This is a genomic window from Undibacterium sp. Ji50W (assembly GCF_049340445.1).
Classification (GTDB): domain Bacteria; phylum Pseudomonadota; class Gammaproteobacteria; order Burkholderiales; family Burkholderiaceae_D; genus Undibacterium.
This window is the reverse complement of sequence record NZ_JBMPOX010000001.1, coordinates 1,158,903-1,181,978: the sequence shown is the minus strand read 5'-3', so window position 1 is coordinate 1,181,978 and position 23,076 is coordinate 1,158,903. Positions and strand designations below refer to the sequence as shown.

Below are 23,076 nucleotides of genomic sequence, written 5' to 3'. Positions count from 1 at the left end.
GCCTGCGCAGGAGCGACGATTTTTGCGATAGCAGTAAGATCGGAGCGCGCGTGTTTTGCAGATCAATCCACAAACACAGTGTCCGTCTTGCCCTGCGGTGGGATCTTGATGGCGATGGCCTTGACTGGGCCATTGCTGACGATGCTGCCGGCATGGGCTGTGCCTTTCGGGATGATGATCAGGCTGCCTGGTTTGAAGTCTTTGCGTTCGTTGCCTAGCCACATGCTGCCGCTGCCTTCTATGATGTATTGGATTTCATCCGTCTGTGGATGCATGTGTTTGGCGATATTGCCAGACTGTATGCCTACGGTGGCATGATCGGTAATGACCAGGGGACGGGCATTGAGTTCGGGATTGGCGGTCTTGGGCAGGTCATCATGTTTGATCGCTAGCAAATCAATCACGGTGGCAGACAGGGCGGGTGCGTCGGCGCGGGCATCGCTGACACCATATTGTATCAGGGGCGATGCAAGCAGACCGGCACAAAAAGTCATTGCAAAGGCAAAAGTTTTATTGATGCGCATGATGTCTCCAGTTCTACAGTTTTGTTGTGGCGGGTTGGATGTAAAGTGTGCAATACAAAACGATGTCCGGCAAGGTATTTCAATACTGGTCGTGGCATCGTTGAATCTCATGCAGGGTATTGCGCCATGACGGATGGCCATGCTTTAATCCGGTGGATAGAAATTAGCTCACTGATCCCATGTCATCTGCCTTTATCAATAGCCGCCGTGCGTTGCTGCTTTATCCTGCCTTGCTATTGCTGGCCCAGTCGCCACTCTACGCCGCCAACACTTACCAGAAAATGCAAGTCGATGGCTGGACCCTGATGCTTGACCAGGGCTTGCAAGCGGCTGATGCCGCATCCAGGTCTGCCTTCATTGCTGTTTTAACGGATCAGTTAAACAAACTCAAGAAGTTGCCTGCCCATGCGCGGAGCAGTTTGCGTGGCGTCAGCATTTACGTTTCCAGTGGCACTTACCGCGCCTTTGGTGCGCAACATCATCCTTCGGCACAATGGCTGCAGGAACATGCGTACCCGGTCGAATTTGCCGGCAACATAGAAATCTGTAACTGGAAAGAATTCATGTCCATGGTGCGCAGCCAGCCTTATGCGCTGCTGCATGAAATGGCGCATGCCTATCATTTTCAGCATCCGGAACTGGATGCGCCTATCATGCGCGCCTACGAAAACGCAAAAGCTGCCGGACTATATCGCCAGGTTACGCGTGATCACAAGGCAGAGCTACAAGAGGCTTATGCCATCAGCAATCATCGCGAATATTTTGCTGAACTCAGCGAAGCCTACTTTGGTGAAAATGATTTTTACCCCTATCAAAATGCAGAACTAAAACAATATGATGCACGTGGCTATGCGATGCTGGAAAGTGTGTGGAAAATCTAGGTTTTTCGTTCATGCAGGCAAGGTAAAAGCACTGCCGTATTCTCCTGGCCTATAGCCAAGGGCTGGATCAGGGCGTAGCGCTTATTTTGCATCAGCGATTGAAATAAATGACGGCAGCAATAGCGCCACCTATCCAGAACAGGACGCCAATCAGGCTGGTGAGGTTTGTACTCAGGACTATGCCTTTTTCATCACGCCATACACTGGATTTGCCTGTTGGCGCTTCACCCTTGAAGCCCTCGCCACGCATGCTGCCTAAAGTCAGAACGGGAATGAGAAGCCGGCCCGTACCATAGGCGATGATTTGAAAAAGAATTTCAAAGACGAAATCCAGCATGATATGCGCTCGATATAGGGTGAAGGAGGGTGAAGACGAGTGAAGGCGAGTAAAGTTCAGGGACCGTCAACTATACTGCCTTGTAGCAGTTATTGCGATGAGTATGCAGATTAACTTATTGTTAATGCGAATAGTGGAAAATAGTGGATGAATTTAAGGAGTGAAGCTACGAATTGCAATAGCTCGCTGAGCTGACACAGATATTTTTATCTTACTGGAAAATAGCTGTATTTTTACAAATGCATCTTATTTTCGTAGCAATTTTTTTAAAAAAAGCCTATCTTTAATTGCGTATGCATTGTGCAATTAAATGGATAGAGGCTTAGCCTCTGAAATCTCTGAGATCTCTAAAACCTGGCGATCTCAAAAGGGGCGAAATGAAATCATCCTGCGTACTTCGCAAATGGCATTCAGCTTCCCCTGTCATGGGCAAGGCTTTGAGTGCGCTACTTGTCACGGCAATGACGACGCCATGTTATGCGACCCTGGGCTCGTCAGATAACTTCCTTGATCTTTCCTTTGATGAACTGGCGAATATCCGTATTACTTCAGTTTCCAAAAAAGCTGAAAATATTGCCCAGGCACCCGCCTCGATCTTTGTTATCACGAATGAAGACATTCGTCGCTCTGGTGCTGCAAGCCTGCCTGAAGCACTGCGCCTGGCCCCCAATCTGCAAATGGCGCGGGTGGATGCCAGGAATTATGCGGTGACCGCACGGGGTTTCAATAGTCCCTTTGAAAATAAGCTGTTGGTCCTGATCGATGGGCGTACCGTTTATTCCCCTCTGTTTTCAGGCGTGTTCTGGGATGCGCAGGACGTGGTGCTGGAAGATATTGAGCGTATAGAGGTCATCAGCGGTGCCGGCGCCACACTTTGGGGTGCAAATGCTGTCAATGGGGTGATTAATATCATTACCCGTTCGGCCAAAGATACTTTGGGCGGTCTGGTCAGCGCGGGCATGAGTCCGCACGAACGCAACATGGCAGTCAGGTATGGTGGCAGTTTTGCTAATGACACCAGCTACAGGGTTTATGCCAAACATGCGGACAATGACGATAGTCGCAACGAAAACGGAAATTTGTTGCTGGAAGGCTGGCGTCGTGATCAATTCGGATTCCGTACCGATTGGGAACAGTCGGGGCTGGGCCAGGCATTTATCGGCAATGCCTATCATGCCAGCCTGCGTCAGGGCCTCACCACGAATATTGAGCTTGCAGGGGCCAATTTACTGAGTCGCACAAGCTGGAAGGGGGCTGACAATGCGGACAGTAGCCTTCAAATGTATTGGGATCATACTGAGCGCAATCAGCCTAACGCCTATAACGATCATCTCGATACGCTGGACCTGGAGTTTCAACATGCGCAGACAGTCGCCAACATTCACAATCTGGTGTGGGGTTTGGGCTATCGTTACGCAATAGATAAAGTACAAAACGGGAATAATTTCGGATTTTTGCCTGGAAGCCTGAACATGCATTGGGCGAATATTTTTATCCAGGATGAGATCCGCCTGATGGAAAATTTACGTCTGACCCTGGGATTGAAATTTGAAAAAAACAGTTATACAGGCCTGGAAAATTTGCCCAATTTACGCCTTGCCTGGGAACCTGCGGATAAACACTTGCTGTGGGCTGCATTGTCGCGCTCTGTGCGAACGCCGTCACGTATAGACAAAGATCTGTTTTCTCCAACCAAGCCCTTCCTGTTCGGTGGGAAGCTCACGTATATCTATGCTGGTGGTCAGGATTTCGAATCTGAAATTGCCAAAACTACAGAATTGGGGTATCGCGGTCAGTTAAATAAAAACATTTCTTATTCCGCGACCGTTTTCTATACTGAATATGACAAATTGCGAACCCTGGAACCAGGTATTGCCGGCTTGGATGCGGTTTTTCGCAATCAGGCTAAAGGCAAGACCAAGGGGATAGAAATGTGGGCGACCTGGCAGGCCAATCCCGCTTGGCGCCTGACTGCGGGGGGAGTCTGGCAAAATATCACTACTCAATTGCTACCAGGCAGCAAGGATACTTCCAGCAATAATGGTTTGACCATGGTGAATGATGCTGACAACTACTGGATGATACGAAGCAGTTTTGATTTGGCGAAAGATAAAGAATTTGACATTCATCTGCGACGTGTAGCAAGCCTGCCAAAACCTGCGGTGCCGGCATATACCTCTTTGGATATGCGGTTTGGCTGGAAAATCAGGCCGGATATTGAACTGTCGCTGATAGGGCAAAATCTTTTGCAGAAATCGCATGTTGAATATGGTGCCAGTCCGAATCGCGCCGAATTCGAACGCAGCCTGATGGTCAGGGTGATATGGAAGCTTTAAAACCGGAAAATTTATTTCCCGTTCCGGAATTGAACGGGAAACTATTTTCCTGCCTGTTACTTTCATTGCTGCTGATATTGCTGCCTGCCTTGCATGCGCAAGGTAGTGAGCAGAATGAAAATCTGGAGCAACGTGTCAAGGCCGCTTATCTGTTTAAATTCTGCAGTTATGTAGAATGGCCCGAAAAATCATTTCCCACATCCGACAGTGTTTTGAATATTGCGGTGCTCGGTTCGGATGGTGTGGCGAATGAGCTGCTACATATGGCTCAGGAGCGAAATATCAATGGCCGTAGTTTTCTTGTGAAAAGACTCAAGGGGGACGAAGGGGCTAATGGCTTGAACGGAGTACATGTGCTCTTTGTGGCACGTTCCAGCAACAAAATGACAGATATTGTGACTGCAGCAAAAGGACGGGCGATCCTGATCGTCACAGAAACGGAAGGTGCCCTGTCAATCGGCAGCATGATCAATTTTGTCATCGTGGATGGCAAAGTCAGATTTGAAGTCGCTCCCAAGACGGCAACGCAGGATTTAGTGCTGATCAGTTCCCGTCTGATCTCGGTCGCTTATAAGGTCGCTGGCGGGCAGTAGCAGGCCGATTCGAATAAGTTTTTATTGATTTACTGATGGCCGATAGCGCCGGAATGCTTCACTGATATTTTGTCTGAGCAGTTCGTCGTCCCAGGGCTTGGTCAGGAAACGATAAATCTCACCCCGATTGATGACGTCAAGAACCGACTGTAGCTCTGTGTAGCCGCTGAGCACTATGCGCATCGTATCAGGGTAGAGCTTGGCTGCTACCGTCAGAAAATCAGAGCCGGTCATTTTAGACAGTCGTTGCTCACATAAAATGACCTGCACCGGATTGATTGCCAGCAATTCCAGGGCTTTCTGGCTGTCAGGCGCAGTCAGTATACGATATCCCTGACCACGCAGGGAACGCCGTAAAGCTGCCAGTATGGCTTCCTCACCGTCAACAAGCAGCAAGGTTTGCTGTTCCATATCGACTTCAGGGGCTAGCTGCTTATCATCGAGCAGCATGGTGGCGAAATCGATTGCCGGTACAGGGGGGCTGAAGAAGTAACCTTGTATCTGGTCGCAATTGCGCGCCCGCAGGAATTTTAACTGTGCCTCAGTCTCCACGCCTTCGGCAATGACACTCATGTGTAAGCTATGTGCCATCCCTATAATGGCGGTGGCGATCGCTGCATCTTCAGGATTTTGGGTGATATCGGTGACAAAAGCCTTGTCAATTTTTACGGTATTGAAGGGAAAGCGCTTCAGGTAGGCGAGCGACGAATATCCCGTACCAAAATCATCAAGTGATAGCGATAAACCGTGTGCGCGGAAAGCATGCATGATGACTTCGGCGTCTTCCGGCTTTTGCATGACGGTGGATTCGGTCAACTCCAGTTCTATCGATTCAGGCCCCAAATTGTTTTTTGAAAGAGCCTCGCCCACAATTTCGAGTACATTGCCTTCCTTGAATTGTAAGGCAGAGAGATTGACGGCGACCGGTACTATATGCAATCCGTCCCGCAGCCAGGCAGATTGTTGGGCGCAAACAGCATGTATTACCCAAGTACCGATAGGGACGATAAGACCGGTTTCTTCTGCCAGAGCAATGAAGGCAGCGGGTGGCAACAATCCTCGTTCAGGATGTTGCCAGCGTATAAGCGCTTCGCAGCCTATGATTTGGCCGGTTCGCAAGTCTATCTTGGGCTGGAAATGCAATACAAACTGGTTTTGATCCAATCCAGTTTTCAGCATGTTTTCCATCTCTATCATGTCGGAAATTCTGGCGTTGATTTCCCAGGAAAAGAATTGAAAACGTTTTTTTTGCAACTTGCATTGTTTCAATGCGGCTTCTGCATTTTTGAACAGGGATTCGGCACTGTTGGCATCGTTTGGGTAAATGGCAACCCCCATTCTTGCCAGTACCTGAGTGCGGGCAGCATCGATCAGCATCGGTTCCTGCAATAGGCTGATGACTTGTTCGCACGTGGCGCTGACATCGGCATTGCTTGCTAGTTCACCCAGTATGGCAAAATTGTCCGCGCCTATTCGGGCGACGCTGTAATGGCCGGGGAGGCCATCGACAAGACGTTTTGCAACTAGCTTCAATATGTGATCGCCAATATGTCTCCCCAGGGTATCGTTGAGATGTTTGAAACGATCCAGATTAATTGCAATGACAAATACACCGTAATTTTCTCTATAAGCGGCTTGTATCAACTGGTCGGTGCGGTCAAGAAAAAGGCTGGTGTTGGGCAGTGCAGTGAGTGCGTCGAAATAGGAAAGGAAGTTGGCGCGCTTTTCATTATTGATCGCCAGCAGTGCAAATGACATATCTCCCGCCAGTTCGCTAAGCAATTTCATTTCTTCATCATCGAAATAATTGCTTTCCCTGGCATACAAGACCATGACGCCGACCAGCTTGTCATTTGCGATCAAAGGCAGGCCGACGATGGACAGGTAGCCCCTGTCAAGAGCATCACGACAACTGTGGTCAACATGGGCTTTGATGCGTACGTCGTTGCAGTATGTTGCCTGGCCGGTCTTGAGTACTTGCTCAGGTATATCCGGTTCCGTGGCAATACCGCCTGCTTCTGGAATTAAAGATGCACTCATCTGTTCCAGGTTGACTCCTTGGCTTGCGGTCAATTTAAAGGAGTTGTCCAGGTCGTTAACGATACCTATCCAGGCTATACCAAAACCACCTTGTTCGACGGCGATATGGCAGGCTTCCTCCAGCAGTGCTTGTGGTTCCCTGATACGGACGATGGCAGAATTGGTGCCGCTTAATACCGCATGTATGCGGCTCAGGCGGGCGGTTTTCGCCTGTTCGATCTCAAGTTGTTTGACATAGCGTTCAAGTATGGTTGTTCTTACCAGTGACACATGGGTGCGTACGCGCGCGCGCACCAGTGCTGATGAAACCGGTTTGATAATATAGTCAACCCCACCGCAGTCAAAACCTGCAGTCTCGTCCCCGATTTCACTTAATGAGGAAACAAAAATGACGGGTATGCTTTCGGTTTCCGTATCGGCTTTTAATGTTTTGCAAACGGTATATCCATCCATATCTGGCATCTGAATATCGAGCAATATCAGCGCTGGTTTATGTTTTTTTGTGGCGTTCAGGCATTCCTGGCCGGTACGTGCAAATACCAGTTCATAATCGTTTCCCAAAATCTGCTTTAGTGTGGCCAGATTGCCAGGTTCATCGTCGACGATGAGGATAGGGGAATTGGGCATGAATTATTCCTTCAGTTCTATGTCGAGATCGTTGGCCAAATTCTGGGTCAAGATTTCTGCGCCACGAAAATCAAAATCGTCGACACGTGCGAGCAGGCTGTCAAGCCTGTCACTTGGCAGTAAAGGCTTGAGTGCCTCGAATAACTGCGTGGTACGATCAGGATGGTCCGCATCCAGGGCATGCAACAATGCACGCAATAGCGGGCCAATTTTTTTCTTATCAATAAAGTCAGGTTCCGTTATCCGTCCTTCTGCAGTTTTTTCTTCATTTGCACATAGCAGCGTGATCGAAGTAAAAGTCTTATCCATAGCCATCTGCAGTTTGTCTATGACGAATTGACCTTCTTCCGATGTCCCGGCGGTTTCGATTTCGGTCGCAACGTGTGCAATGTCAATCAACCCCAAATTGCCTGCACATCCTTTCAATTTATGTGCCAAAGTTTTGATACCCTGAACATCGTTTGTTGCATAGCAGTCCTTGAACTGGCTGGTACAACCAGCATAATCAATTTTAAATTTCAGCAAAAATTTCCGGTAAACCTTGAAATCATTCCATGTGGCCATGGCTTTTTTTACCGCGATACCCGGTAGACTATCTTTATATTTTTCTGTCGTGACTGCATACGGTTCACCGGGATTTTCGTCTTCAGGCATTGGTGACTGGAGTGATTGGGGTGACTGGTAGTGGGTCAATTTCTGTATGACTGTTATCAATTCTTCGACATTGAAGGGCTTGGCAACAAATGCATCCATCCCTGCCTCGTGTGCAGCTTCTTGCTGCATCTTGAATGCACCGGCAGTGAGCGCGACGACGGGTAATTTATCTGCGTTGGGCAAGGCACGTAACTGTCGCGTGGCTTCATAGCCATCCATGATAGGCATCTGCACATCCATCAAGACAATGTCTACTGCTTTGGGGTGACTACGTAACCATTCTACGGCTGCGTATCCATCATTTGCCAGGTAGACCGTAGCACCGTCGCCGGCAAGAATTCTCTGGGCCACTTCACGATTGATTTCGCTATCGTCAACCACCAGCACGCGCACGCCAGGCAGGCGCTTCTCTTTCGAAATCCTGGCTTGCCGCCTTCTTTGCAACTGGCTGCTCCCGCGACGGCTAAGTACTTCGGCGACGCAGTTATACAGCGTTGAGCAGGTAACCGGTTTGCTGAGTATGCCGTCGATCAAGCCGATGTCAGCCTGTTTTAGCAGTTCGTCACGCGAAAAAGCGGTGACCATGAGCACGATGGGGGAGGTATCATTTTTCAGCGCATGACGGATTTGGCTGGCGGCTTGCAGGCCATCTATTCCTGGCATTTTCCAGTCAAACAACAAGACATCATAGGCGCTGTTACTGTCAAGCCTGGCCTGAACTTTTTGAATTGCCGCTTCACCCGAATCCACTTTGGTAGGATTCCAACCTACAGAGCGGGCGGTGAGTGCCAGGTTTTCACGCGCATTTTCGCTGTCATCGGCGATCAATATATCCAGCGCTGTCATCTCGGACGGTGCGTAGGCACTGGCAGGTGTCCAGTCAAAAGGTACTGTGAACCAGAATTCGCTACCTTTGCCGGGTTCGCTGATGACACCGATTTCCCCCCCCATTTTATGCACCAGATGCCGGCAGATAGTCAAGCCCAGGCCAGTGCCGCCGAATCGTCTTGTGGTGGAAATGTCTGCCTGGGAAAATGCGGCAAAGATTTGCGATTGTTTTTCCAGAGGAACGCCAATGCCAGTGTCAGTTACGGAAAAACGCAATGTAATCGTGTCGTTGTCTCTGGCCAGTTGGCGGATGTCCAGGGTGACCGATCCATGTTCCGTAAATTTGATCGCATTTCCGGTAAGGTTGATCAAGACCTGCTCTACACGCAGTGCATCGCCAAGCAATTGACCACTGAATGCAGGAGGAGGGGAAATCGTCAGCTCAACGTCTTTGTCACCTACAGTGGCCGCCATGATGCCAGCCAAATTGTCTAGTAAATCGACGATACGGAAAGGTGCATGTTCGACCTCAAGTTGCCCGGCTTCGATCTTTGAAAAATCCAGGATGTCATTGATGATGCCTTGCAATGAATGGCCGGCATTACGAATCTTCTTGATCAAGTCTCTTGCATCGTCATTCAGTTGATTCTTTTCAAGCAGGTAGGCGAATCCCAGTATGGCGTTCATGGGAGTGCGGATTTCATGGCTCATATTGGCGAGAAAATCAGCTTTTGCACGGTTGGCACTTTCAGCTTCATCGGTACGCGTGATCAAAGTCTGGTTGGCAATCTGTAGTTCATTGGTGCGGTCAGTGACTCTGCGCTCCAGATCAGCGTTCAATGTGCGTACGGTTTGTTCTACCTGGCTTTTTTCACTGATTTCACGTTCGAGAGTTTGTAGCATGTCGTTAAAGGATTGGGCTAATTGACCAATCTCATCTTCAGTACTTTTACTGGCCCGCAAATGATAATTGTGTTGCTCCATGACTTGTCGCGCGACCGTGCTGATTGCGTGAATGGGAACAGATATCCAGCGCTGCAATTGTGAAGAAATAAGGACGCCTAAAGCAAGGCTGGCAAATAAAACCAAACCCAGGATGACGAGATAATCAAGCAGCCATTTGCCCAGGTCATACTGTTGTTTCAAATAGATGGTGCCCAGGACTTCACTATCAGAAATGATGTGTTTGGAAACGGTAAGTTTGCCACCTTCGAAATGCGAAGCCTCAACCCCAGGGCTGGCAGGTAACTCATCTTTGCGTGCTTTTTCACGCAGGTAATGCGCAAATAATTTGCCTTGAGAGGTATATATTGCCGCCGCGACGATATTTGAATTGGCCCGTAATTGCGCCAGGTTTTCGTTGGCCACCTTGGTGTCGTCAAATTCCAGTGCAGTGGCACTTCCCTGTGCCAGAATATTTGTCAGTATTGATAACTCGGCTAATGCCTTGGCGCGATTTTCCGTTAATTCGTGATAGAGCAAGGCACCGCCTGCTGATATCAAGGTGGCTAGGTTGGCAATTAACACCATGAGTAGCAATTTATGACGGACGGTGCGCAAGCGTAGTGACTGCATCATCATGAGCACCCGACTTTCCAGGGGATAGGCAAGTGGGGCAAATCTGGATACGAGTCAACATATCCACGTAAGCCAGGAGGCTGCTTAAATAGAGAATCGCTGGAAGGGGATAAGGACGGTGCTATCAATGCCTGTTTGCATGATGCGTTGACAAGGCGCTTAACTGGGACGGTACAGGCAATGGCTAAACAGTGAACCTGGTATTGTCTGAGCCCGGGAAATAGCAGCTTGTCGCTCTGTTTAGCGTAAGGACGCATATTGATGTAACAAAGCATTTGTTTCATCTCACCCACGCTTAAGTATTATTGCATTACCCAAACCTTGCTACTGTATTTTAGTCAGTTCTGTTGATTAAGTGTGATAGTTATAGAAATGTTTCAATTTTCAATAGAAAATTTCACTTTGGTAATTTTTTGTGGGCGAAATGACGAATGCCTGCATGCTCAGGCGATGAAGCTGAAATACCGCAGAAATCGATTGTTGTAAATTCAGAAAAAAATAAAAAGGCTTACAGACCGAAATCTGTAAGCCTTTTATTTATTTTTGGTCGGGGCGAGAGGATTCGAACCTCCGACCCCGTGCACCCCATGCACGTACGCTACCAGGCTGCGCTACGCCCCGACACTGAGCGAAAGATTATAGTCGATGATGGCGATTTTTGCCATTATTTGCTGAAAACTTCCTTAATGATTGCCTTGGTGAAAATATTTGTACGATTTTGAAGGTAAATTTGACTAAAATATTTTCATATTTTGTGAAAAGCTGTGAAAATAACACTCCTAAGGACACCGTATGGGATGCGGTGCTTGAAAACATTTCTGAACATATAAAATATGACAATTAAAATCAGTCAGAACTTCGACGCGGGAGCGATTGAAGTAGTCAACGCGGAGCAGGTGGGGGCCATAGAGTTGAAGTTGCGTAAGGATTCGCATGCGGATATCTGGCAATGGTTTCACTTTCGCCTGCAGGGTGCCCGTGGGCAAGATGCAGTCATGCAGATACTTAACGCTGGTGAAGCCACCTACCCAAAGGGATGGGAAAACTATCGTGCGGTTGCCAGTTATGACCGTGCCAACTGGTTCCGTGTGGATACCGAATTTGATGGCAAGGTGATGACGATACGCCATACCCCGGAGCGTGACAGTGTGTATTACGCTTACTTTGAACCGTATACCTGGGAACGTCACCTGGCTTTGCTGGGCGGCGTAGAAAATTCAGCCGTCGCACGGGTGCAAGATTTGGGTAACACGGTGGATGGTCGTGACTTGAACATGATCGTGGTTGGTAACCCGGCAGCAGAGAAAAAAGTCTGGATTATTGCCCGTCAGCATCCTGGCGAAACCATGGCAGAATGGCTGGTGGAAGGCAGCCTGAATGCCTTGCTGGATCCATCAAACCCGACCGCGCGTCGGATTCTGGAAAAAGCCGTTGTATACATCGTGCCGAATATGAACCCGGATGGTTCTGTGCGTGGCAACTTGCGCACCAATGCTGCCGGTGCCAATCTGAATCGTGAATGGATGACACCTTCGCTGGAAACCAGTCCGGAAGTGTATTACGTCAAAAACAAGATCCAGGAAACCGGTTGCGATTTGTTCCTGGATATTCATGGTGACGAAGCTCTGCCCTACATATTTGTGGCCGGTAGTGAGATGCTGGCGGGCTTTACTGAAAAGCAGATGCAGGAACAACAGGCTTTTGTCGATAGCTTCTGCCTGGCCAGCCCTGATTTCCAGACCAGGTTTGGGTATGAGGCATCGAAGTACAATGAAGATGTGTTGAAGCTGGCGTCCAAGTACATTGGTCACACCTACAAATGTGTATCGCTGACGCTGGAATTGCCTTTCAAGGACAATGCCAATCTGCCGGATGTGGAGGTGGGCTGGGACGGTGCACGCAGTATCAAGCTAGGCGAAGCAATGTTGCAACCGATTTTGGCTTCGTTAGGTGCATAATTCCGGTATTTAATCATCGGAGTCGTAATGGGCGTGGAAATTGAACGCAAATTCCTTGTTGTCAGTCAGGATTTTAAACAACAGGGGCAGGGCACATTTCTGCGCCAGGGCTATATTTGCTCTGACCCTGGTCGCATCGTGCGGGTACGCATAGAAGCAGAACGCGCGATGCTGACCATCAAGGGCATGTCAACTGGTATCAGTTGTGGTGAATGGGAATATCCCATTCCATTGGCTGATGCACAAATCTTGCTGGACACAGTCTGCCAGCAACCTCTCATAGAAAAAACACGTTATCGCATTGCTTTCGCCGGCCTGGTCTGGGAAGTGGATGAATTTATTGGTGACAATCTTGGCCTGATCGTGGCTGAGGTGGAACTGGAATCCGAACAGCAGCAGTTTGAGCGTCCTGCCTGGCTGGGCGAAGAGGTCAGCCATGACCGGCGCTATGCGAATGCGAATCTGCTCAAGCATCCTTATTCTGCCTGGGGGCAACGTGGCTAAGCTGACTTTTACCCAGCAACTCAGTCGCTTTACTGAGGTACCTGAGGTAGAAACCACAGCCGACAATTTGCGTGACGCACTGGAAGCCGCCTTTCAGTTGAACCCGACCCTGCGAGGCTATATTCTGGATGAGCAGGGTGATTTACGTTTTCATGTAGTGGTTTTTATCGATGGCAGGCGTGTCATGCAGCGCAGTGGCCTGCGCGATGCTTTGGGTGTGAATAGCCAGGTATATGTCTTGCAGGCACTTTCAGGAGGGTGATGATGAAAGCTTTGGTAGCGACCCGCAAGGGACTGTTTGAATTGATTCATGCTGACAATCGCTGGCAACTCGACCAGGTCAGTTTCCTGGGTGAGCCGGTCAGTATGTGCCTGCATGACAAGCGTGACGGTGCGGTGTATGCAGCACTGAACCTGGGGCATTTTGGGGTCAAACTGCATCGCCGCGATGAAGAACGCTGCGACTGGACCGAGGTAGCCGCACCAGCTTACCCCGAACATGCCAAGACAGACGATGACGTAGAATGGAAGCTGAAGGCCATCTGGTCCATGGAAACTGGTGGCAGCGAAGAACCCAATGTACTGTGGGCGGGCACCTTGCCTGGTGGTTTGTTCCGTTCATCAGATCGTGGTAATAGCTGGGAATTGGTACGGTCATTATGGGGCAGGGAAGAGCGCAAGCAATGGATGGGTGGCGGTTATGATGTGCCGGGCATACATTCGATATGCGTCAACCCGCGCAACCCGCAGCATATCTTGTTGGGTATATCCTGTGGTGGTGCCTGGAAAACTGAAGATGGCGGACAGAACTGGGCATTGGCTGCAGCGGGCATGCGTGCTACGTACATGCCACCCGATATGGCAGACAATCAAAATATCCAGGACCCGCACCTGATCGCCCGCAGCAAGTTTGCCAGCCACGTCTTGTGGTGCCAGCATCACAATGGCATCTGGCGCAGTGAAGACGAGGCAGCAAGCTGGCAACAACTGCGTTTACCGGAAGGTATTCCAGACTTTGGTTTTACCGTCGCCGCTCATCCGCGTGACCCGGATACTGCCTGGTTTGTACCCGCCATCGCCGATCAAAAACGCATACCTTTGAACGGCGCAATGAGCGTCACACGCACACGTGACGGTGGCAAGACGTTTGAATCATTAAGAAATGGCCTGCCCCAACAAGATTGCTATGACCTGGTGTACCGTCATGGCCTTGCTGTTTCTGAAAATGGCAAAAACCTCTTGATGGCATCCACCACCGGCCATTTGTGGGCGAGCGAAAATTCAGGGGATGACTGGTATCAGGTCGCCACCAATTTGCCACCGGTTTATGCGGTCAGGTTTTATTGATGTGAATGTATTGAAACCGGCATTGGTCATACTCTCATTTAGTCGCCAGCTTTTGCGGAATGCGTTGCGCAGGATCATAGAAGAAGGTTTCTTCTGCAATGCATTCTCCTTCCCAACGCTGATAGGCCAGTTCTTCCATCTGCGTGACGCTGCCATCCAGCCATTCGAACCTGAAAATCCAGCGTATGACGACATGGTCACCGTTGACCAATACCGGGTGTACGCAGGTGGATGATACGGATTTGGCGCGTGACATAACAGCATGTTCTGCAGCCACATGCGTTGCACGGCCTATCCTTGGCTTGGCCTGGTTTTCTTGCATGCTGGAATTCTCGGTATAGAATTCTTCACATGCGGCAGCGTGGGCATTGGCTTCTACCTTGGCGATAAAGCGTTGGAGTGTGTCAGGAGTTGGCATGGATTTGTTACCAGATTGATACAGCGTTTTAGTGTTTAAGGGTTCAATAGCAGCGCGAAATAGATTCAGCCACGCATACGGGTTTGTCCTGGCCTTCGCGTTCTATGCTGACTTCCCAGGTCAATTGGGCACCGTCCTTGATGTCTTCGATTTCCAGTAATTTCATTCTGGCACGCAGGCGGCTGCCGACTGGAACCGGGGAGGGGAAGCGCACCTTGTTGAGCCCATAGTTCACACCCATCTTGACGTAGCTGAGATGAATGGCATTGGCGACCAGCATGGGTAGCAGCGACAGGGTCAGAAAGCCATGGGCGATCGGGCCACCAAAGGGGGATTCACGTTTGGCTCTTTCGACGTCGATGTGTATCCACTGGTGATCACCGGTCGCATCGGCAAAGGTGTTCACACGTTCTTGCGTAATTTCTACCCATTCTGACTGGGCAACTTCCTGGCCTATCAAGTCTTTCAGTTCATTGATGCTGCGGAATTCTCTCATCATGTCTCCGTGGTCTTATTTTTAAATGGATATGAATGGATATAAGTGGGGCTTATACCGGGCGGCAGCCAAACATGCCCATGCCGGCAATCGTACATACCAGTTTGCCATCCTGGTTATGGGCTTTCCATAAAGTATTGACGACACCACGGCCTGGCTTGGATGTTGATATTTTGCTGGTCAGGGTTTCTGCAGTGACAGTCAGGGTGTCGCCTGGACGCACCGGCAATATCCAGCGTATTTCATCGACACCGGGCGAGCCCATGCTGCTTGAATTAGCCAGAAAACCATCCACCACCATGCGCATGATCATGCTGCAGGTATGCCAGCCACTGGCAATGACGCCGCCAAAGATGGAGTGACTGGCAGCTTCTTTATTGACGTGGAAGGATTGTGGGTCAAATTGCGTGGCAAAGTTGATGATTTCTTCTTCGGTCACTGCGCGCTGCCCCAGTTCAATGACTTTGCCGGGAATGAAATCTTCGAAATACCAGCGATCTGTTTTGATGCTCATGACGTGTCCTTGTTTTTTAAAGAGTAAAAAAAATCCCGAACACAGTCGGGATTTTTCTACAGCAATCAGGCTGCGTTTTTAAAGCCGGGCTGTGCCACGAATCTGGCCAGGTGATGATCCGTATCACCCAATGACAACTCGATGGTGGTCAGGCGTTTGAACATGTGGGCTACTGGCAGTTCATTGGTGACCCCCATGCCACCATGCAATTGCACGGCTTGCTGGCCTATGTATTTGGCGGCCTGGCCTATCCTGGCCTTGGCGGCAGATACAGTGCGACGACGTTCTTCGACATTATCAGCGCTGATCTTGACGGCAGCCAGTGTGGCCATGGAACGGGCCTGTTCCATTTCCATGAACATTTCTGCCATGCGATGTTGCAAGACCTGGAATTTGCCGATAGGGACGCCAAATTGCTGACGGGTTTTCAGATAATCCAGGGTGGCTGCCGTAATGGCTTCCATGATGCCTATGGACTCGGCGCACAACAGGGTAACGCCATAATCGGCCACCGCATCCAGCAGTTCCCAGCCGGCATCTACTGTCGTCAGCAGGGCGTCCTGGCTGACTTTTACCTGGTTTAACGTGATGTCGGCGGCACGATAACCATCGATGGTGCGATAGTCGCGGCGGCTGATGCCTGCGGCCTTGGCATCAACGATAAACAGGCTGATGCCATTGGTATCGCGCTGCGCACCGCTGCTGCGGGCAGATATGATCAGTTTATCTGCCTGGGCACCATGCAACACCACGGTCTTGCTGCCGTTGAGTACGTAGCCATCGGCAGTTTTGCCAGCGGTGGTGGCAATGTCAAACAGGTCATGGCGTGACTGTCTTTCGCCCAGGGCATTCGCCAGCTTGACTTCGCCGCCAGCGACCTGTTCCAGCACATCCGCATGCTTGCCGGATTTCTTCAGGAACTCTGCACCCATGACAGTGGCAAAGTAGGGCTCGATAACGATGCCGCGCCCCAGTTCCTGCATGATGACCAGCATGTCAATGGCGGAGCCATCAAAGCCACCCTGTTCTTCAGGAACAGGCAGGGCCAGCGCACCCAGTTCTGCCAGGTCAGCCCAGGCTTTGGCGGATACACCTTCAGCCGATTCGATGACGTGTTTGCGCTGTTCAAAGGTATAGTCTTTTTCTACCCAGCGACGTAAGGCGTCAGCAAACTGTTTTTGTTCTTGCGTTAAGTTGAAATCCATAATGCTCTCCTCACAGACCCAGGATCATCTGGGTGATGATATTTTTTTGAATTTCGTTGGAGCCACCATAGATGGAGGTCTTGCGGAAATTGAAGTAATACGGTGCCAGCGGCGCAGCATCATCGTCGCCCACCACGCTGTGTTCGGTTTCACCTTCGAGGAAAGCCGGGTCAAACGGCAGGCCGTAGGGGCCGACTGCTTCTACCATCAATTCCGTCAATCTTTGCTGGATTTCCGTGCCCTTGATTTTGAGCAGGGATGCTTCCGGACCAGGGCGACCACTATCCTGAGAGATCACGCGCAGGACCGTAATTTCCAGCGCCATCAATTCCACTTCCAGGCTGGCGACCTTGCTGGCATAGACGGCATCATTGATCAGCGGCTGGCCATTTTTTTGATGTTTGGCAGCAATGCGCTTGAGGAATTGCAATTCGCGCTTGGCACGGCCCACTGCGGCGATATTCGTGCGCTCATGGCCCAACAGGTATTTGGCATACGTCCAGCCCTTGTTTTCTTCGCCTATCAGGTTTTGTACCGGTACTTTGACATTGTCGAAGAAAACTTCATTCACTTCATGTTCTTCATCCAGCATGATGATGGGGCGTACGGTAATGCCCGGCGTCTTCATGTCAATCAGCAGGAAAGAAATGCCTTCCTGTTTGCGTACACCGGTGTCGGTGCGCACCAGGCAGAAAATCATGTCGGCATGCTGGGCCAGGGTGGTCCAGGTCTTTTGGCCATTGACGATGTAATGGTCGCCATCGCGTTCCGCACGGGTTTTCAGGGAAGCCAAGTCAGAGCCTGAGCCCGGTTCCGAATACCCCTGGCACCACCAATCTTCACAACTGAGTATGCGTGGCAGGTAATAGTCTTTTTGTGCCTGATTACCAAACGCCATGATGACAGGTGCGACCATATTCACGCCAAAGGGCAGGATGGCAGGTGTGCCTGCACGTGCGCATTCTTCTTCAAAGATGTGGCGCTGGGTCGGTGTCCAGCCCGTGCCACCGTATTCTGCTGGCCAGCCTGTGGCTACCCAGCCTTGCTTTGCCAGTATCTTATGCCAGCGAACAAAGTCTTCTCTGGACAGGCGCTTATGGTTCAATACTTTTTGCTGCAGGTCGGGTGGAAGATTGGCTTCCAGATAGGCGCGCACCTTATCCCGGAAGGCCAGGTCTTCAGCCGTATAGTTCAAATCCATGTTGTCTCCTGTTTTATGATGGCCGCAGCAAGCAATTAACAAAAAAAAAGCAGAAAAAAGCACGACCGTTCAAAACTAATTGTACAACGGATTTTGAAAATGGTGATAGTCGTGTTTTGTCGACAAATAATGGGCTGTTTTTTAAGCCTGTTTCGTTGTGTAAACAATATCAGGTCAAATCAAAGGATGCAAAAAAAGCCAATGCGCAGGCACATTGGCTTTTTGACCTGCACAGGATTAATCAGGCGGGTCAGAACTCACCAGGAAAATTCTATTGCACCTGCACGATGAACTGGCTACGCAAGTCTTGCACCATTTTCTTGATAGTGGCTTGCATGGCCTGATGGTCGTTGGGGGTGCATACACGACTGCCTTCCTTACCGCTTTTAAATGTGCGTTTGATGACGACCTGTTTGTCATTGTGCGTATATTTTGCCTGATACTCAAAAAACGCAGTGCGCATATCGACATCCTTGGGGATATACAGTATTTTTGCTTGCGCGGGAAATTGATATACGGCTTCTTCGACGAAATTGTTTTCGGGGCAAATGAAATCCTGTGTGCGTTCCACTTCAGCCGTTAAACCATAAATGCTATTGGCCATACCTGCATACAGGCTGCTATTGGCAGCTATACCCACTGTGCCTGGAAGGTAAGTCCAGTTGTCGACTTTGCCTTTGAGTTTGAATGCGTAGTTGTCCCCGGTTTCCTTTAGTTTCCCCAGTTCGACGGTACCTTTGCCGGTCATGCCATAGCCTTTCAGTATGTTTTCCACCGCAAGTTCCTGATCGTTGATGCGCCAGTTGCTTTGTTCATAGCGCGTCGGTTCGGCCGACTGGCCCGTATCTTCGCGTGCAAATTCAAACTGGGCTGCACCTTCGGTCGAAATATTGACCTTGTAGTTGCTGCTGGTTTTGAAGAATTCTTTTGTCGGTGTCCTGCCAATTTCACCGGTCCTGGTCAGGATGGCAGGTTTATCCCAAACTGAAAAAGGTAAATAGCCGTGATTGACATCGATGGCGGTTGAGTCAAGATAAAGGTTCAGGCTGGGAATAAAGGTAATGGCATGGTTGAGTTGACCCAGGTTGGCAACAGGTGACAGTTTAAAAGAGTCACCAGAATTGATCAGTACCGGGGTGCTGTCTATTCCTGCGGCGGCCAACATGGCTTCCATCAGGCTGGTGTGGTCTTTGCAGTCGCCATACAGGTTGTCCAGAATTTCATCTGCGTTATGTGGCACCAGCCCGCCATTACCGATGTACACGGCAACATAGCGAATATTTTTTCTTACCCAGTCGTAAATGGCATAGGCCTTATCACGTGGATTGTTGATGCCTTGAGTAATTTCTGCAGTCTTTGCCTTGATCTTGGCATTTGCCTTTGTCGTCAGGGCCGCTGTCTGGTAATAGGCCTTACCCAGGCTCGCATAATCCGTGAAAGTGGAAACCACCAGTTGCTTTCCATAGTCTGCATAACTGACTGAAGAGGATTCTATGCGCGGATTGTCAGAGGGCAGATAATCCCAGCGATATACCGTGCGGTCATTTTGGGTGACAGCAGGCGTGGCGACAAAACCATCTGCCTGGTTAAGCAAAGGCATGTCGGCAGGCATATCGTAAATCATGGTCAGCTGTTTGGTGGGAACATAACGGCTAGGTGTGTAATCACTGAATTGCCCCGGGAACATCGCTGTCTTACGTGTTTTGCTGTGTCTTGAATAAATTTTATCGCCGACTGCAACTTCGGGATAAATCACTACCCTGACTTGCATGTCCTGAAACATGGGCGCACCGCTGTATGCAGGCTCTTGCTGCAATTTTATTTGCTCTGGTTTGACGTGGGCTTTTCGGCCGTCAGGTTTTTCTACATAGGCTTCCAGTAATTCCAGGGTCTCCAGACTTTGGTTGAAAGACCATTGTCGTTGTGACTGAGAGACTACTGCGCGCTCTTCGTTGATTTGTACGTAACTCTCTACGGTGACTGCATAGCTGCCGTCCCTATTGACGACAAAGGATTGTATTTCTTTCAGAATAGTGATGGATTTGTCTGTGCCATCATCTTTAGCGATGCTTGAGGCGCTGATGAAGTTGAGAATACAGAAAGCAGCGAGCAGGTATTTTTTCATGTATGTGTGTGCTTGTGAGTCTTTGTCAGAGCACATCCCTATTATATTAATGAATTGAGTTTTAGTGGCGCGTGTAGTGTATCGTAGATTGCTACTACTTTTGACAACTTGTTCGCTCAATTGTTCAATTGAAATTGCATCGGTAAAAAGGCGATGCCATGCATTTCAACGACCTTGCTGGTGGCCTTGAAGCCGAAGCGTTCATAGACGGGGATGGCATTCAGGGAAGAATTAACGGTGATGCCAGTGCCATGCCCTTGGGAGGCAGCGTATTGACGGGCACGTTGCCATAAGACTGTCGCCAGCCCTTGCCCCTGAAATGCCGGGGCGACAAACAGATGAAACAAATGGCTATGGTCGCGTAGGGCAATGAAGCCAGCCAGCGTATCATCCCGCATGGCAAGGATGAAGTGGTAGCGGCTATCTGCAAGATAGGCCCGCTCGGCAGTCTCTGACACCGATTGATGAAATAAATCAGCACCACTACCGTCGGGATTGATGCTGAAGTCTTTGGCAAACAGCATGACCAGATCGCTGATGATCTTTGCGTCTGTAGTCAGACCAACCCGGAAATGTAAATCATTGCCGGGTTGTTCGTTTTTACGTGATGACGTATCTGTGACTGTCATGCCGCACCATCAAATCATGCCGATTGCATCAGTGAAAATGCGTGGCACCTGGGGTCGGTGTGTCATCCGGCATTTCTGTATGGACCAAGTCACTTTCGCGGTCGGCAAACAGGGGGGTGCCGCAATCATCGCAAAATTCCATCGCAAAGATTTCTTCCAACTGGATGATGTCGGTGACGCCGCATTCTTGCAGGATGCCGGGAATCTCGCCAGCCAGTTGTTCATTGTCATCCAGATTGACCGCGATGATCTGGTCTTCAGCCTGGTACAAGGGCCAGACCACGCCATACACGACTTCCGGTTCATCACGCAGGCAAAAGCTGACACGATATTCATCGATTTGCCCAGGGTTTTCCTGTTCACCAAACGAGGCAATGATAACGCTGAACTGGTCAGCCTCTTTACCCAGGGTCTGGGTCAGGTAGAACATGGCTGAACGTATGGTGGCAGGCCGTATCTTGATATCCGCTTCGCGACAGGCGGTGTAATAGGATTCGGGCAGCAAGACTTCGATGCCACATCCTGGCAACAGGCGCTTGAATGTGGTTTCAGTCTCTTGTTGCCATTGTAGCAGGGCATCACTCTTGGCCTGCACGCAATCAAACGGCGCGTCGATGGTTTGCCATTGGAACAAAGGCTTGCCAACAGGTACGGCCAACACCCCCAGCACATAGCGTATATCTGCCAGAAAGGGGACGGTCTTTGCGCGTTCTGCTTCTACCGGGACAGTCGCTTGCTTGAGCATTGCCACACCCTGACGTTCCAGCAGGGCGAAGGTTTCCACGTGATTGCGTGGCAACTGGTCAATGGAATACAAACTGGGTAGTAGTCGCAATTGGGTATGCCCGGCCAGCAAGTTGGCAGACAATTGTGCACTGAGCAGGCTTAATGCCTCTACCGGTATGCTGCCAGAGGTGATTTCAAAACGTGTCCAGGCCAATACCGGTGCGGCAATCAGCAGGCAGGTATAGGGCTGACCCTCATACTCAAAAGTGCTGCAGGTGCTGGTGGATTCCAGTGTCTCGGTCAAGACTTCATAGCCATTCGGGTGCGACTGAAACAAATGTTCAGTCGCGGCGTCCAGCATGTCCTGATGGTGTTGCCTGAGATTTTTGGTGACCAGTGCATCCAGCCTGGCTTGCCAATCCAGGTCTTCGACCCGGCTGGCTGATTGCGCTACGGCCAGCGCAAGATTGACAACGCGTTGACTTTCAGCGGCTAGTTTGAAACGATTTCTTTTTATCGGACGACGCATACTGAAATAGAGTAGAGAGGAGTAAGCCCATTGTAACGGCAATCGGCTAGTGTCGTGTTGCACGCAGATTGATGCTTATAAAATCGCGAATTTTTCGTTGAGACAAGAAAAAAACCGCAGCAATACAGAGGTATTGCGAGGATTTTTGACGCGGTATCGGCGGAAAAGGCGCATTTTATAAGTGGCAAGAAGAGTGCAGCACTACACCAGCCCCTCAGGTGAATGAAATTATTTCTTAGCGTATTGTGTTTTTCCGAACAGTACTTCTTTTGCCTTGTCGTTATCCAGTGGCTTGCGTAAATCGGCCAATACCTGCACGCCACGTTGTACAGCAGGGCGTTTGCTGATGGTATCGAACCAGCGTTTGGCATGCGGGAACTCTGTCCAGTCTATACCCTGATTGGCGAAAGAGCGCGTCCAGGGGAAAGAGGCAATGTCGGCAATCGTATAGTCATCGCCAGCCAGGTAGGCAGTTTTTTCCAGTTGTTTATCAATCACGCCATAAATGCGTTTGGTTTCATTGGTATAGCGATTGACGGCATAGTCGATCTGCGTCGGCGCATACATGCGGAAATGATGCGCCTGGCCCAGCATGGGGCCGACACTACCCATCTGGAACATCAGCCACTGCAGGGTGTCATATTTTTCCCTGTCGGTTTTACCCAGGAACTGACCGGTTTTTCCTGCCAGATACAATAAGATGGCACCGGATTCAAACAGGGAAATCGGTTTGCCATCAGGACCATCTGCATCAACGATGGCGGGGATCTTGTTATTGGGGGAAATCGCCAGGAAATCTGCCTTGAACTGGTCGCCATCGCCGATATCTACCGGGATAGCACGGTAGGGCAAGCCGCATTCTTCCAGCATGATGTGTACTTTGTGTCCGTTGGGAGTCGGCCAGGAATAAACGTCTATCATTGCTTTCCTCTTTGCATGGTTGATGAAAACAGCATGCATCCATTATGCATAGATTCGGACATTTGTGCTTCAGTTGCTGGTAAATACTATTTTTACCTCATCACG

Annotated in this window: 20 protein-coding genes and 1 tRNA gene; 7 read left to right on the top strand and 14 right to left on the bottom strand. The window is 49.8% G+C overall.

Translation table 11 applies throughout. The annotated features are described in order from the left end of the window. Nucleotides 1-62: 62 nt before the first annotated feature. Nucleotides 63-524 carry a cupin domain-containing protein gene (locus ACO0K9_RS05055; protein ID WP_422982374.1) on the bottom strand — a complete coding sequence of 154 codons (462 nt, stop codon included), beginning with the start codon at nucleotides 522-524 and terminating at the stop codon, nucleotides 63-65. A 179-nt stretch (nucleotides 525-703) separates the two neighbouring features. Here ACO0K9_RS05055 and ACO0K9_RS05050 point away from each other — a divergent pair, with 179 nt between their 5' ends. Next, a complete protein-coding gene (locus ACO0K9_RS05050; RefSeq protein ID WP_422982372.1) occupies nucleotides 704-1,405 on the top strand; it encodes a hypothetical protein in 702 nt (233 codons plus the stop codon). A 91-nt stretch (nucleotides 1,406-1,496) separates the two neighbouring features. Here the strand turns inward: ACO0K9_RS05050 and ACO0K9_RS05045 are convergent, their stop codons facing one another. Beyond that, nucleotides 1,497-1,742 (bottom strand): hypothetical protein, encoded by a 246-nt coding sequence (locus ACO0K9_RS05045; RefSeq protein ID WP_422982370.1) that lies wholly within the window; start codon nucleotides 1,740-1,742, stop codon nucleotides 1,497-1,499. A 377-nt stretch (nucleotides 1,743-2,119) separates the two neighbouring features. On the opposite strand from ACO0K9_RS05045, the gene ACO0K9_RS05040 reads away from it, so the two are divergent. Together ACO0K9_RS05040 and ACO0K9_RS05035 are read left to right on the top strand one after the other, a co-directional pair. Next, nucleotides 2,120-4,078: a TonB-dependent receptor plug domain-containing protein gene (locus ACO0K9_RS05040; protein WP_422982368.1), complete on the top strand. Its 1,959-nt coding sequence runs from the start codon at nucleotides 2,120-2,122 to the stop codon at nucleotides 4,076-4,078. Next, entirely contained in the window at nucleotides 4,066-4,671 is a 606-nt protein-coding gene (locus tag ACO0K9_RS05035) for a YfiR family protein (RefSeq protein WP_422982366.1), read from the top strand. The genes ACO0K9_RS05040 and ACO0K9_RS05035 overlap by 13 nt, the downstream gene beginning before the upstream one ends. A 21-nt stretch (nucleotides 4,672-4,692) precedes the next feature. On the opposite strand, the gene ACO0K9_RS05030 is transcribed toward ACO0K9_RS05035, so the two are convergent. The 3 genes from ACO0K9_RS05030 to ACO0K9_RS05020 form a co-directional block, all read right to left on the bottom strand. Beyond that, a complete protein-coding gene (locus ACO0K9_RS05030) occupies nucleotides 4,693-7,338 on the bottom strand; it encodes an EAL domain-containing protein (protein ID WP_422982364.1) in 2,646 nt (881 codons plus the stop codon). Nucleotides 7,339-7,341: 3 nt separating this feature from the next. Next, a complete protein-coding gene (locus tag ACO0K9_RS05025) occupies nucleotides 7,342-10,398 on the bottom strand; it encodes a response regulator (RefSeq protein ID WP_422982362.1) in 3,057 nt (1,018 codons plus the stop codon). 544 nt (nucleotides 10,399-10,942) lie between these two features. Next, nucleotides 10,943-11,019 (bottom strand) — tRNA-Pro (locus ACO0K9_RS05020). A 212-nt stretch (nucleotides 11,020-11,231) separates the two neighbouring features. On the opposite strand from ACO0K9_RS05020, the gene ACO0K9_RS05015 reads away from it, so the two are divergent. Genes ACO0K9_RS05015 through ACO0K9_RS05000 form a run of 4 tightly spaced genes read left to right on the top strand, consistent with a single transcriptional unit; the run spans nucleotide 11,232 to nucleotide 14,207 of the window. Next, complete coding sequence (locus tag ACO0K9_RS05015) at nucleotides 11,232-12,356, top strand: M14 family metallopeptidase (RefSeq protein ID WP_422982360.1); 1,125 nt, start codon at nucleotides 11,232-11,234, stop codon at nucleotides 12,354-12,356. 27 nt (nucleotides 12,357-12,383) lie between these two features. Beyond that, the gene (locus ACO0K9_RS05010) at nucleotides 12,384-12,860 is read left to right on the top strand and encodes a CYTH domain-containing protein (RefSeq protein WP_422982358.1); all 477 of its coding nucleotides are present in this window, start codon (nucleotides 12,384-12,386) and stop codon (nucleotides 12,858-12,860) included. Then, nucleotides 12,853-13,122, top strand: coding sequence for a MoaD/ThiS family protein (locus ACO0K9_RS05005; protein WP_422982356.1), 270 nt, complete (start codon nucleotides 12,853-12,855; stop codon nucleotides 13,120-13,122). The genes ACO0K9_RS05010 and ACO0K9_RS05005 overlap by 8 nt, the downstream gene beginning before the upstream one ends. A gap of 2 nt (nucleotides 13,123-13,124) precedes the next feature. After that, the gene (locus tag ACO0K9_RS05000; RefSeq protein WP_422982354.1) at nucleotides 13,125-14,207 is read left to right on the top strand and encodes an exo-alpha-sialidase; all 1,083 of its coding nucleotides are present in this window, start codon (nucleotides 13,125-13,127) and stop codon (nucleotides 14,205-14,207) included. A 34-nt stretch (nucleotides 14,208-14,241) separates the two neighbouring features. Here ACO0K9_RS05000 and ACO0K9_RS04995 read toward each other — a convergent pair whose 3' ends face one another. The 9 genes from ACO0K9_RS04995 to ACO0K9_RS04955 form a co-directional block, all read right to left on the bottom strand. Then, nucleotides 14,242-14,625, bottom strand: coding sequence for a nuclear transport factor 2 family protein (locus ACO0K9_RS04995; protein WP_422982352.1), 384 nt, complete (start codon nucleotides 14,623-14,625; stop codon nucleotides 14,242-14,244). A 43-nt stretch (nucleotides 14,626-14,668) separates the two neighbouring features. Further along, nucleotides 14,669-15,121, bottom strand: a complete 453-nt coding sequence (locus ACO0K9_RS04990; RefSeq protein ID WP_422982350.1) for a MaoC family dehydratase — start codon at nucleotides 15,119-15,121, stop codon at nucleotides 14,669-14,671. Nucleotides 15,122-15,173: 52 nt separating this feature from the next. Continuing rightward, a complete protein-coding gene (locus tag ACO0K9_RS04985; protein ID WP_422982348.1) occupies nucleotides 15,174-15,635 on the bottom strand; it encodes a MaoC family dehydratase in 462 nt (153 codons plus the stop codon). 65 nt (nucleotides 15,636-15,700) lie between these two features. Further along, nucleotides 15,701-16,840 (bottom strand): acyl-CoA dehydrogenase family protein, encoded by a 1,140-nt coding sequence (locus ACO0K9_RS04980; protein ID WP_422982346.1) that lies wholly within the window; start codon nucleotides 16,838-16,840, stop codon nucleotides 15,701-15,703. Nucleotides 16,841-16,850: 10 nt separating this feature from the next. Further along, on the bottom strand, nucleotides 16,851-18,041 hold the full coding sequence (locus ACO0K9_RS04975; RefSeq protein ID WP_422982344.1) for an acyl-CoA dehydrogenase family protein: 1,191 nt from the start codon (nucleotides 18,039-18,041) through the stop codon (nucleotides 16,851-16,853). Between the two features lie 271 nt (nucleotides 18,042-18,312). Next, complete coding sequence (locus ACO0K9_RS04970; protein ID WP_422982342.1) at nucleotides 18,313-20,166, bottom strand: DUF3857 domain-containing transglutaminase family protein; 1,854 nt, start codon at nucleotides 20,164-20,166, stop codon at nucleotides 18,313-18,315. Between the two features lie 116 nt (nucleotides 20,167-20,282). Then, nucleotides 20,283-20,795, bottom strand: a complete 513-nt coding sequence (locus ACO0K9_RS04965) for a GNAT family N-acetyltransferase (RefSeq protein ID WP_422982340.1) — start codon at nucleotides 20,793-20,795, stop codon at nucleotides 20,283-20,285. Nucleotides 20,796-20,823: 28 nt separating this feature from the next. Beyond that, the gene (locus ACO0K9_RS04960; RefSeq protein ID WP_422982338.1) at nucleotides 20,824-22,050 is read right to left on the bottom strand and encodes a DUF2863 family protein; all 1,227 of its coding nucleotides are present in this window, start codon (nucleotides 22,048-22,050) and stop codon (nucleotides 20,824-20,826) included. 228 nt (nucleotides 22,051-22,278) lie between these two features. Then, nucleotides 22,279-22,971 carry a glutathione binding-like protein gene (locus ACO0K9_RS04955; RefSeq protein WP_422982336.1) on the bottom strand — a complete coding sequence of 231 codons (693 nt, stop codon included), beginning with the start codon at nucleotides 22,969-22,971 and terminating at the stop codon, nucleotides 22,279-22,281. Nucleotides 22,972-23,076 lie beyond the last annotated feature (105 nt).